This is a genomic window from Actinosynnema sp., assembly GCF_052038725.1.
The window spans coordinates 1-10,869 of sequence record NZ_JBQGCX010000476.1 but is presented as its reverse complement, the minus strand read 5'-3'; the positions used below and the strand labels follow the sequence as shown (position 1 = coordinate 10,869).

General features: G+C 74.9%; 9 protein-coding genes. 4 read left to right on the top strand and 5 right to left on the bottom strand.

Annotated elements, in window-relative coordinates; all coding sequences use genetic code 11:
• Positions 1 to 257: 257 nt before the first annotated feature.
• Positions 258 to 1,301: an ADP-ribosylglycohydrolase family protein gene (locus ACTUAL_RS09655; RefSeq protein ID WP_440900020.1), complete on the bottom strand. Its 1,044-nt coding sequence runs from the start codon at positions 1,299 to 1,301 to the stop codon at positions 258 to 260.
• Positions 1,302 to 1,362: 61 nt separating this feature from the next.
• Here ACTUAL_RS09655 and ACTUAL_RS09650 point away from each other — a divergent pair, with 61 nt between their 5' ends.
• Together ACTUAL_RS09650 and ACTUAL_RS09645 are read left to right on the top strand one after the other, a co-directional pair.
• A complete protein-coding gene (locus ACTUAL_RS09650) occupies positions 1,363 to 2,442 on the top strand; it encodes a PLP-dependent cysteine synthase family protein (protein WP_096498113.1) in 1,080 nt (359 codons plus the stop codon).
• 68 nt (positions 2,443 to 2,510) lie between these two features.
• Positions 2,511 to 2,909 carry a hypothetical protein gene (locus ACTUAL_RS09645; RefSeq protein WP_096497203.1) on the top strand — a complete coding sequence of 133 codons (399 nt, stop codon included), beginning with the start codon at positions 2,511 to 2,513 and terminating at the stop codon, positions 2,907 to 2,909.
• 32 nt (positions 2,910 to 2,941) lie between these two features.
• Here the strand turns inward: ACTUAL_RS09645 and ACTUAL_RS09640 are convergent, their stop codons facing one another.
• From ACTUAL_RS09640 to ACTUAL_RS09625, 4 genes are all read right to left on the bottom strand, one after another.
• Positions 2,942 to 3,814 (bottom strand): 1,4-dihydroxy-2-naphthoate polyprenyltransferase, encoded by an 873-nt coding sequence (locus ACTUAL_RS09640; protein ID WP_096497204.1) that lies wholly within the window; start codon positions 3,812 to 3,814, stop codon positions 2,942 to 2,944.
• 49 nt (positions 3,815 to 3,863) lie between these two features.
• Positions 3,864 to 5,063, bottom strand: a complete 1,200-nt coding sequence (locus ACTUAL_RS09635) for a hypothetical protein (protein WP_440900019.1) — start codon at positions 5,061 to 5,063, stop codon at positions 3,864 to 3,866.
• A 115-nt stretch (positions 5,064 to 5,178) separates the two neighbouring features.
• Positions 5,179 to 6,240, bottom strand: a complete 1,062-nt coding sequence (gene menE, locus ACTUAL_RS09630; RefSeq protein ID WP_440900018.1) for an o-succinylbenzoate--CoA ligase — start codon at positions 6,238 to 6,240, stop codon at positions 5,179 to 5,181.
• 26 nt (positions 6,241 to 6,266) lie between these two features.
• Positions 6,267 to 7,178: a 1,4-dihydroxy-2-naphthoyl-CoA synthase gene (locus ACTUAL_RS09625; RefSeq protein ID WP_015805376.1), complete on the bottom strand. Its 912-nt coding sequence runs from the start codon at positions 7,176 to 7,178 to the stop codon at positions 6,267 to 6,269.
• Between the two features lie 311 nt (positions 7,179 to 7,489).
• Between ACTUAL_RS09625 and menD the strand changes: the two genes are divergently transcribed.
• Entirely contained in the window at positions 7,490 to 9,124 is a 1,635-nt protein-coding gene (gene menD, locus ACTUAL_RS09620; RefSeq protein ID WP_440900017.1) for a 2-succinyl-5-enolpyruvyl-6-hydroxy-3-cyclohexene-1-carboxylic-acid synthase, read from the top strand.
• Positions 9,125 to 9,193: 69 nt separating this feature from the next.
• Positions 9,194 to 10,741, top strand: a complete 1,548-nt coding sequence (locus ACTUAL_RS09615; RefSeq protein WP_440900016.1) for a M1 family metallopeptidase — start codon at positions 9,194 to 9,196, stop codon at positions 10,739 to 10,741.
• Positions 10,742 to 10,869 lie beyond the last annotated feature (128 nt).

Here is a 10,869-nt window from a genome sequence, read left to right as displayed (position 1 = left end):
AGGCGCACGCCAAGACGCTGCCGATGCGCGAGGCCCTGGAAGGGCTGTAGGGCGGGTCGAGGGGGCGCCGGACGGGAGGCCGCGGGCGCGGAGGTCTGGCGCGGCTCGGCGACGAGCGCCGGGTGGGCGGGCAGCACGGGTAGCGCGGGCAGGCGCGGCAAGCGCGGGCGGGTGATCAGCGCTGGTCAACCGGCAGGCAGGCCCGGTCGCCCCGCCGGTCGATCCCCGCCGGTCGGTCCCCGCTAGCCGGTCCCCGCTCAGCCCCAGCCCTGCCCGCCCCACCCCGTGCCGGTGGGCGCGAACGCCTCGTCGGCCTCGCGGCACAGCCACTCGATCATCGCCGCCAGCTCCACCTGCCGCAGCCAGTCCTGCGGGATGGCGGACACGCCGTCGCGCGCCCCGAGCAGGTTGCCGCACACCGACCCGGTCGAGTCGCTGTCGCCGGAGTGGTTGACCGCGAGCAGCAGCGCCTCCCGCATGTCCTTCCCGGCCAGCGCGGCGGCGAGCCCGATCGCGAGCGCCTCCTCGCCGACCCAGCCCGCGCCCAGCTCGCCCTCGATCAGCTCGGGGGTGAGCTTCGCCTTGCCGGTGCCGATCCGGATCGCCCGGTCCAGCGCCTCGGCCTGCTCCTCGTGCCCGCGCCAGCGCACCAGCTCGGCCCGCGCCCGCTGCGCGGCCCGCACCAGGTCCTTCTCGCCGAGCAGCAGCTGCTGCACCAGCACCGCCCTCACCCCGCCGGACAGGTAGCCGCTCGGGTGGCCGTGGGTGTGGGCGCCGGTGCGGGCGGCGATCTCGAACACCACCGACGGGTCGTCCGACCACAGCGCGATCGGCGCGGTCCGCATCACCACGCCGCAGCCCTTGGAGTCGTTGAGCGGCCGTTCGAGGCTGCTCGCCCTGCCCCTGCGGGCCGAGCGCAGCGCGGTGAGGCAGGTGTTGCCGGGAGCGCGCAGCGCGTTCATCGCGGGCAGGTCGACCAGCCAGCCGCCCTTGGGCGCCTCCTCGACCAGGCCGTCCGGGCGCATCTCCTTGTCCTGGGTGTGCAGCCAGCGCTGGTACGCCGCCTGGATCGCGAGCACCGGGTTCCCGCCGCCGCGCTTGGCCAGCAGCAGGCCCTCCAGGGTGAACAGGAGCATCTGGGTGTCGTCGGTGATCATCCCCGGCGCGCCGTACAGGTCCTCCATCCCGGTCACGCCCTGGGGACCGTAGATCCCCCTGATCTTGTCCATCGGCTTGAACTCGACGGCGGCGCCCAGCGCGTCGCCCACCGCGCCTGCCAGCACGCACCCCACGATCGGCATCACAGGCAGAAACTAGTCGGTGCGGGCTATCGTGCGCCCCGTGAACAGCTCAACCGACTCGGTGGACCGCTGCTGCGGCAGCACCAGGGACTGGGTGTGCTCGGCGGTCGGCATCATCGAGGCCGACGCCAACCGCAGCGCCGACACCCACCTCCTGCCGTTCCCGCTCCCCCCGTCGTGGGGCATCGACCTGTACCTGAAGGACGAGTCGACGCACCCCACCGGCTCGCTGAAGCACCGGCTGGCCAGGTCGCTGTTCCTGTACGCGATCTGCAACGGCTGGGTGGTCGAGGGCACCCCGGTGATCGAGGCGTCCTCCGGGTCGACGGCGGTGTCCGAGGCGTACTTCGCCCGGATGCTCGGGCTGCCGTTCATCGCGGTCATGCCCCGCTCGACCAGCGCGGAGAAGGTGGCGCTGATCGAGCGCCAGGGCGGGCGCTGCCACTTCGTGGACTCGCCGGGCGCGATCTACGACGAGTCCCGCAGGCTGGCCTCCGAGCTGGGCGGGCACTTCATGGACCAGTTCACGCACGCCGAGCGGGCCACGGACTGGCGGGGCAACAACAACATCGCCGAGTCGGTGTTCCAGCAGATGGCGCTGGAGCGGCACCCCGAGCCGGAGTGGGTGGTGGTCGGCGCGGGCACCGGCGGCACCAGCGCCACCATCGGCCGGTACGTGCACTACCGGCGGCTGCGCACGAAGCTGGCCGTGGTCGACCCGGAGCACTCGGTGTTCTTCGACGCCTGGCGCGACAGCGACCCGACGCTGGTCGGCACGCGCGGCTCGCGGATCGAGGGCATCGGCAGGCCGCGCGTGGAGCCGTCGTTCGTCGGGCAGGTCATCGACCGGATGATCAAGGTGCCGGACGCGGCGTCGATCGCGGTGGCGCGGCACGTCGAGGAGGTGCTGGGGCGGCGGGTCGGCGGGTCGACCGGCACGAACCTGTGGGGCGCGTTCCAGCTGGTCGCGCAGATGCTCGCGGACGGGCGCGAGGGCAGCGTGGTGACGCTGCTGTGCGACGGCGGCGAGCGGTACGCGAACACCTACTACGACGACGAGTGGGTGGCCGAGCAGGGCATGGACCTGGCCCCGCACCTGGAGACCCTGGTGCGCTTCCGGTCCACCGGGACCTGGTCCTGAGACCTGGAACTGATCGTCCGTTCGGCGCGTCGGATGCGGAAGTTGTCCACAGGCGGGAGGGGGACCGGGTGAGCGGGTGGCGGACGCCGGACGTGGTGACGGCGGAGGACGTGTTCGCCAGGTCGATCGCCGACGCGGAGCGGATCGCGCGCGAGGCCGCGAAGGCCCGGCCAGGGCGGGAGCCGTCGGCCGAGGACATCAAGCGGGTCATCGCCTACGCGAAGTCCCCCGAGGCCTCGCCCGAGCTGCGGGCGCTCCAGGACCGGATCGCGCGCGGCGCGCTGAGCTGGCGCGAGGTGCTCAGCGGCGAGGCCGGGGCGGACCGGGGCGTGCGGGCGGCGTTCGAGGTGGAGCGGGAGAAGCTCGCCGAGCTGTGCGTCGGCGAGAAGCGCCCGCCCGCGCCGCCGAAGCGCGCCCCGCGCGACGACGACGACGCGCCCACCTCGTTCACCGAGGACGCCTGGTAGCGGCGGGGGCCTGCGGGCCGGGCGCGCGGGCCTCAGCCGAGGACCAGCGCGCCCGCCGTCGCGACCGCCCACAGCAGCATCGCCAGCCCGGTGTCCCGCAGCACCGGGATCAGCGCCTTGCCCTTGTCGCCCTTGAGCACCCGGCGCGCGCCGAGCGCGGCCAGCGGCAGCGACAGGAAGCCGAGCAGGGCCAGCGGCTCGCGCACCCCGTTCGCCGCCGTGATCACGAACGGCACGACGACCAGCGCGAGGTAGAGGTAGCGGGTGTCCCGGTCGCCCAGGGTGGTGGCCATGGTGCGCTTGCCCGCCTGGAGGTCGGTCGGGATGTCCCGCAGCGTGTTGGCGACCATGACCGCGGTGGAGAACGCGCCCATCGCGACCGAGCCGCCGATGCCGATGCCGGTGACCTCCCCCGCCTGCACGTACAGCGTGCCGAGGACGGCGGCGGGCCCGAAGAACAGGAACACGGCCAGCTCGCCCAGCCCGGCGTACCCGTAGGGCTTCTTCCCGCCGGTGTAGAACCAGGCGCCCGCGATGCACACCGCGCCGAACGCGATCAGCCACCAGTGCCCGGACAGCGCCACCAGCGCCAGCCCGGCGAGCGCGCCGACGCCGAGCGCCGCGAACGCCGCGTTCCGCACCGCCTTCGGCTGCGCCGCACCCGATCCGACCAGCCGGAACGGGCCGACCCGGTTGGCGTCGGTCCCCCGGATGCCGTCCGAGTAGTCGTTGGCGAAGTTCACCCCGACCTGGAGCGCCATCGACACGAGCAGCGCCAGCAGGGTCCGCACCGCGTCGAACGCGTCGATGTGGAACGCCGCTCCCGCGCCCACCAGCACGGGGGCGATCGAGTTGGGCAGCGTGCGCGGACGGGTGCCCGAGATCCACTGGGCGAGGGTGGCCATGGCCGCAATCCTCCGACATGGCGGCGGACGGCCCGCTGCCAGGTCCTTCTCAGCAGAGCTTGGCGCCCACGACCCCGGTGACGTAGGCCCTGGCGACGTACTTGCCGGTGGCGATCCGGTACCACAGGTTCGAGGTGCCCTCCGGACCGGTGACGCTCTGCCCCCTGAGCTGGCAGAGCACCCTGACCTGCGCGTAGTCCGCCGCGATGCCGACCTGCGGCGCGGTCGCGGACGCCGCGCCGCGCACGTTGAGCGGGCCGTCGCCGCCCGTGCGCACGTAGCCGGTCAGGCCGGAGGCGGTCCACAGGTAGGAGACCGTGACCCAGTCGTTGTCGGAGAGCTTGAGGCCGTCCCAGAACACCCCGTCGGCCAGGTCGACGCCCGCCGGGTTGAGCACCCTGCGGTCGAACTGGTCCTTGCCGCCGTTGTAGCCGTTCAGGTAGGCGGCCTGGGCCTGCGGGACGCCCTGGGGGAGGTCCTTCCACGACTCGCGGGTGGCGGGCGGGTTCCAGTAGTCGTCCTTGGTGTTCCACGGCCCGACGTCCCACACCGGGGCCCACTCGCAGCGGCCGTTGTCCGCGCACACCTGGACCGTGTACGAGCCGGTGCCCCTGGGCGAGAGGCCGCGCCGCGAGGGGAGGGCGACGAAGTGGTCCCGCTCGGTGATCACGTGCCCGTTGGCGGTGGTGCCCCCGACCAGGCCCTCGCGGGTGGCGAACACCCGGTAGGTCGTGCCGTTCACGACGCCGCGCGCCGCCTCGTCCCGCGCGGCCCTGGCGGCGGTGGCGTCGGCGGCGTCGGGGACCAGGCGGACCGAGCGCACCTCGGGCCCCGCGGCGGCGCTCCCCGCGCCCGCGGCGGCGGTGAGCGCGACCCTGACCTGCGCGGTGCGCGTCCCCGCGGGGAGCGGGCTCCCGGCGGGCAGCCACTCGCCCCACGCGCCGTCCCCGGCGGCGACCCGGACGTCCACCTCGACCGCCGTCCCCTCCGGCGCGGAGCCGTCGACCTCGGCGGCCACCGCCGCCACCGGTCCGGCCAGCTCGCGCGGGGCGAGCAGCAGGTAGCCCTCGCGGGCGCCGGGCGCGAGCCGCAGCACCCCGCCGCCCGCCGCGACGCCCACGTCGTCGCCGTCCACGGCGGTCAGGTCGGCGGTCCACGGCCCCACCGGGGCGGCGAGCGCCTGGGCCGGGGCGGTGAGGGCGGTCAGCAGGGTGGCCGCGACGAGCGGCACGAGGCGAGGCCTGGGCATTCGGGTCCTCCTCGGGGCTCCCGGCGAGCGCTCCGGTTCGCGCGCGCCCGACCCCCTGGAGGGGAACCCCGGCCGCCCGCGGCGGCAACCGGAGATCCCCGTTCACCCGAGGAGATCACCCGATGGAGGCCAGCAGCTTCGCGACCTCGACCCGGTCGACCTTCCCCGGCCCGCGCAGCGGCAGCGCGGGCAGGAACACGACCCGCTTGGGCGCGGACACCCGTCCCGCGCTCTCCCGCACGGCCGCGATGAGCTCGTTCGGGTCGGGCGGCTCGGCGCCGGGCGCGATCACCACGGCCGCCGCGACCACCTGCCCCCACTCCTGGTCGGGCAGCCCGACCACGCACGCCTCCAGCACCCCGGTCTGCGCCGCCAGCACCCGCTCCACCAGCACCGGGGGCACGTTCTCCCCGCCGCTGACGATCACGTCGTCGGCCCGGCCGAGCACCTCCAGCAGGTCGCCGTCGAACCGCCCGAGGTCACCGGTGCGGAACCACTCGCCGAACCGCTCGCCGCCCCGGTAGCCGAGGGCGAGCACCGGCCCGGACAGCTCGACGCGCCCGTCCTCGGCGATCCGCGCCCGGACCCCGTCCAGCGCGGTCCCGTCGTAGACGCAGCCGCCGGAGGTCTCGCTCATGCCGTAGGTGGTGACCACCGCGACGCCGAGGTCGCGCGCCTTCTCCAGCAGCGCGGGCGGGGTGGCGGCGCCGCCGATCAGCACGCCGTCGTAGCGGCGCAGCGCGGACAGCCCCGGCCCGTCGCCTGCGACGAGCCTGGCCAGCTGGGTCGGCACGAGCGAGGTGTAGTGCCTGCCCGGACGGTCGAGCAGGTCGGCGGAGGCCGCGGCGAACCCGGCCGCGCGGAACCCGCTGGCCATGTCCAGGACGACCGGCTCGGTGCCTGCCACGACCGAGCGGACCAGCACCTGCATCCCCGCGATGTGCCCGGTGGGCAGCGCGAGCAGCCAGGTGCCGACGCCGCCGAGGCGGTCGTGGGTCAGCTCGGCCGACGTGGTGAGCGCCGACGCGGCCAGCAGCACCTCCTTGGCGTCGCCGGTCGACCCGGACGTGGGCACGGCGAGCGCCGCCCCGCGCTCCCAGCCGACCAGTTTGGCGCGGTCGACGCCCAGCGCCACCTCGCCCGCGAGCGCCGCGCGGACCTCGTCCAGCGCCGTCATCTGACCTCCTCGGCCGGTCTCGCCGGTCAGTAGTGGTACGGGTAGTCGGACCAGTCGGGGTCGCGCTTCTCCAGGAACGCGTCGCGGCCCTCGACGGCCTCGTCGGTCATGTACGCGAGCCGCGTGGTCTCCCCCGCGAACAGCTGCTGCCCGACGAGCCCGTCGTCGATCAGGTTGAACGCGTACTTGAGCATCCGCTGGGCGGTCGGCGACTTGCCGTTGACCTCCTTGGCCCACTGCAGCGCGGTGGACTCCAGCTCGGCGTGCGGCACGACCGCGTTGACCGCGCCCATCTCGCGCATCTCGGCGGCGCTGTAGGCCCGGCCGAGGAAGAAGATCTCCCGCGCGAACTTCTGGCCGACCTGCCTGGCCAGGTAGGCGCTGCCGTAGCCGCCGTCGAAGCTGCCGACGTCGGCGTCGGTCTGCTTGAACCGGGCGTGCTCCTCGCTGGCGATCGTCAGGTCGCACACCACGTGCAGGCTGTGCCCGCCGCCCGCCGCCCAGCCGGGCACCACGGCGATCACCACCTTGGGCATGAACCGGATCAGCCGCTGGCACTCCAGGATGTGCAGCCTGCCCGCGCGGGCCGGGTCGACGGTGTCGGCGGTCTCGCCGGAGGCGTACTGGTAGCCGCTGCGGCCCCGGATGCGCTGGTCGCCGCCGGAGCAGAACGCCCAGCCGCCGTCGCGCGCCGACGGCCCGTTGCCGGTGAGCAGCACGCAGCCGACGTCGGAGCTCATCCTGGCGTGGTCGAGCGCGCGGTACAGCTCGTCGACGGTGTGCGGGCGGAAGGCGTTGCGCACCTCGGGCCGGTTGAACGCGATCCGCACGGTGCCCTGGTCGACGGCGCGGTGGTAGGTGATGTCGGTGAAGTCGAACCCCTCCACCGGCTTCCAGCGGGTCGGGTCGAACAGCTCGGAAACAACCTGGTCTGCCACGTGGGCGACTTTATGTGCTCGTCCACCGGGGCGGCGGGCGAGCCCCCGCCGCCCGGCCCGTTGCGCCGATCGCCCGCACGGGGGCTGAGATCCGCGACACGCGCCGGTTCCGCGCCCTGACCGCGCCGGGCCGGGCGGACGCGGTCGCGGGCGGTCGGCCGGGACCGCCCGCGCGGCCCCTGAGCTGCCCTTGCACCTCCGGCGCGGAATCCGGGGACAACCGTCCTGAGCTGCCACGACACCCGCGCGCCTGCCCCGCCCCGAACGCGGCCCGGAGTTCGACCGCTCCCCGGCTGGGCGACAATGACCGGGTGAACCCGTCCACCGCTCAGGCGAGGGTGCTCGTCGACGAACTCGTGCGCAACGGCGTCCGGCACGTCGTGCTGAGCCCCGGATCGCGCAACGCCCCGCTGTCGTTCGCGCTGCACGACGCGGCGGTGGCCGGGCGGCTGGAGCTGCACGTGCGGATCGACGAGCGGAGCGCGGGCTTCCTCGCGCTGGGCCTGGCGCTCGACGGCTCGCCGGTCGCGGTGACCTGCACGTCCGGCACCGCCGTGGCGAACCTGCACCCGGCCGTGCTGGAGGCCGCGCACTCGGGCGTCCCGCTGATCGCGCTGACCGCCGACCGGCCCGTGGAGCTGCACCGGGCGGGTGCGAGCCAGACCGTGCGGCAGGACGGGGCGCTGGGCCTGGAGACGCTGCACCTCCCGGTGGCCGAGCGGCGGGCCGGGCAGAACGCGCTGTGGCGCTCGCTGGTGTGCCGGGCGGTCGCGGCGGCGCGGGACGGCGGGCCGGTGCACCTGAACGTGCCGTTCCGCGAGCCGCTGACGCCCGAGGGCGGCGACTGGGCGGAGCCCCTGGAGGGCCGCCCGTTCGACCAGCCGTGGACCCGGACCGCGCCGCGCTCGGCGACCGCCCCGCACCCGGCCGACCACCTGGGGCCGCGCACGCTGGTGGTCCTGGGCGACGCGGGCGCCGCGGACGTGGAGGCGGTGTGCGACCTCGCGGCCCGCGCGGGCTGGCCGGTGCTCGCCGAGCCGACCGCGCCCGGCCGCACCGTGCAGCACGGGTCGCTGCTGCTCAACGCCGGCCCGCTGGTCGAGCGGCTGCGCCCGGACGCGGTCGTGGTGGTGGGGCGGGCGACGCTGTCCAGGGGCGTGCAGGCGCTGCTGGGGTCGACGCCGGTGGTGCACGTGGTCACGGCCTCGGCGGACTGGCCGGACCCGAAGTTCTCCGCCACGCACGTGTCGGCCTCGCTCGCGCCGGGCGCGCACGAGGTGGACGACGAGTGGTTGACCGCGTGGCGGCACGCCGACAAGGCGGCGGGCGACGCGGTGGCCGCGCTGCTGGCGGACGAGCCGTGGCCGACCGGGATGCACGTGGCGCGCGCGGTCGTGGAGGCGCTGCCGCCGGGGTCCGCGCTGTTCCTGGGCTCGTCGAACCCGGTGCGGGACGTGGACTTCGCCGCGCCGCCGCGCCCGGACGTGGTGGTGCGCGCCAACCGGGGCGTCGCGGGCATCGACGGGAGCGTGTCGACGGCGATCGGGCTGGCCCTGGAGTGCGGGCCGACGACGGCGCTGATGGGCGACCTGACGTTCCTGCACGACTCGAACGGCCTGCTCATCGGCCCGCACGAGCGGCGGCCGGACCTGACCGTGGTGGTGCTCAACGACGACGGCGGCGGCATCTTCGCGCTGCTGGAGCAGGGCGCGCCGGAGCACGCGGACAGCTTCGAGCGGGTCTTCGGCACGCCGCACGGCACCGACCTGGCGGCGCTGTGCGCGGCGCACGGGGTGCCGCACGTGCTCGCCGGGTCGGCCGAGGAGCTGCGGTCGGAGATCACCCGTCCGAGCGGGGTCAGGGTCGTGGAGGTCCGGGCCGAGCGGGCCGGTCTGCGCGAACTGCACAAAAAGGTGAAGACCGCGGTGTCAAGCGCGGTCCAGTAGCCGGAAAGCGCGCCGAAAACCTCCGCACGGCGGATTCCCGCCCTCACCGCGCTCGTTAGCTTCGGCCGCATGTCCCTGACAGTGCCCCTGAGGGGGAAGCTCGTCACCGGCGTCGCGCTCGCGTCGTCGCTGCTGCTGCTCGGCGGGGTCGCGGGCGCCGCCGCGCCGGGCGCCCCCGGCATCGGAGACCCCTACTTCCCGAGAGCCGGGAACGGCGGGTACGACGTGTCGCACTACGACGTCCGGTTGAGGTACGAACCGGGAACCGACCGGCTTTCCGGGACGACGACGGTCCTGGCGCGGACGACCGAGGAGTTATCGGCGTTCAACCTGGACTTCCTGCTGGACGTCACCTCCGTCCGGGTGAACAACCGCGTCGCCGCGCACTCCGGGGCGCCGGACGGCGAGCTGACCGTCACGCCGGGCGGCGTGCTCCCGGCCGGGACCGAGCTGACGATCGTGGTCGCGTACTCGGACGTGCCGTCGCGGCACGCCGTGGACGGCTTCACCGGCTGGAAGCGCACCCCGGACGGGGCGCTCGCGATCGACCAGCCGGACATCGCGCCCTGGTGGTTCCCGAGCAACAACCACCCGAGGGACAAGGCGACGTTCGACGTGTCGGTGGCCGTGCCGGACGGGGTGGAGGTGCTCTCGAACGGGCTGTACCAGGGCACGGTCAAGCAGATCGACGGCTGGACGCGGTGGCGGTGGCGCGAGCTGGAGCCGCAGGCCACCTACCTGGCGTTCGTCGCGATCGGGCAGTTCGAGGTGCGGCACTCGCTCGCGCCGAGCGGGCAGGCGTCGGTGACGGCGTACTCGGAGCGGCTGGGCGCGGACGGCCCGGCGGCGCGGGCGAGCGTGGAGCGCACGCCGGAGGTCGTGGAGTTCCTGGAGGGCAGCTTCGGCCCGTACCCGTTCACCGGCGTGGGCGGGGTCGTCGCGCCGGGCATCGGGTTCGCGCTGGAGAACCAGACCAGGCCGACCTACGACAGCGCGTTCTTCCGGCGCGGGGCGAACACGTACGTGGTGGCGCACGAGATCGCGCACCAGTGGTTCGGGGACTCGGTGTCGGTGCGCGGGTGGCGGGACATCTGGCTGAACGAGGGGTTCGCGAGCTACGCGGAGTTCCTGTGGTCGGAGCACACCGGGGAGGGGACGGCGGCGGAGAACGCGGACCACCTGTACGGGCTGCACCCGGCGGACGACCCGTTCTGGACCGTGCTGCCGGGTGAGCCCGGCGCGGGCGCGATCTTCGACGGGGCGGTGTACGACCGGGGCGCGATGGCGGTGCACGCGGTGCGGACGGCGGTGGGGGACGAGGCGTTCTTCGCGGTGCTGAAGCGGTGGACGGCGCAGGAGCGGTTCGGGGACGCGACGATCGAGGACTTCCAGGCGCTGGCGGAGTCGGTGTCGGGGGTGGACCTGGACGAGGTGCTGCGGGTGTGGCTGTTCACGCCCGCCAAGCCGGCGGCGGGACCGGGGCACTGGGGGTACGCGGCCGACGTGGCGGGGACGGCGGGCACGGCCGGTTCGGCGGGGGCGGCGCGGGTGGTCGCCGAGCCGAAGTCGCGCCAGAAGATCGCGGAGACGCACGCGCTGCTCTCGCGCGGGGAGTGACCCGGTCGGCGCGGGACGGCTCCGGGGCCGTCCCGCGTCACCGCGCGGCGCGGATCTGGGCGAGCGCGGCCGCGGCGACGTCGATCAGCGCCTCCAGCCCGAGCTCGGAGACGGCGAGGAACAGGTCG

Coding starts and splice junctions, on each gene's coding strand:
- ACTUAL_RS09655 (WP_440900020.1), bottom strand. CDS start 1,301: ATGCCGATCGTGGGGTGCGTGCTGGCAGGCGCGGTGGGCGACGCGCTG.
- ACTUAL_RS09640 (WP_096497204.1), bottom strand. CDS start 3,814: ATGGCCACCCTCGCCCAGTGGATCTCGGGCACCCGTCCGCGCACGCTG.
- ACTUAL_RS09635 (WP_440900019.1), bottom strand. CDS start 5,063: ATGCCCAGGCCTCGCCTCGTGCCGCTCGTCGCGGCCACCCTGCTGACC.
- menE (WP_440900018.1), bottom strand. CDS start 6,240: ATGACGGCGCTGGACGAGGTCCGCGCGGCGCTCGCGGGCGAGGTGGCG.
- ACTUAL_RS09615 (WP_440900016.1), top strand. CDS start 9,194: ATGTCCCTGACAGTGCCCCTGAGGGGGAAGCTCGTCACCGGCGTCGCG.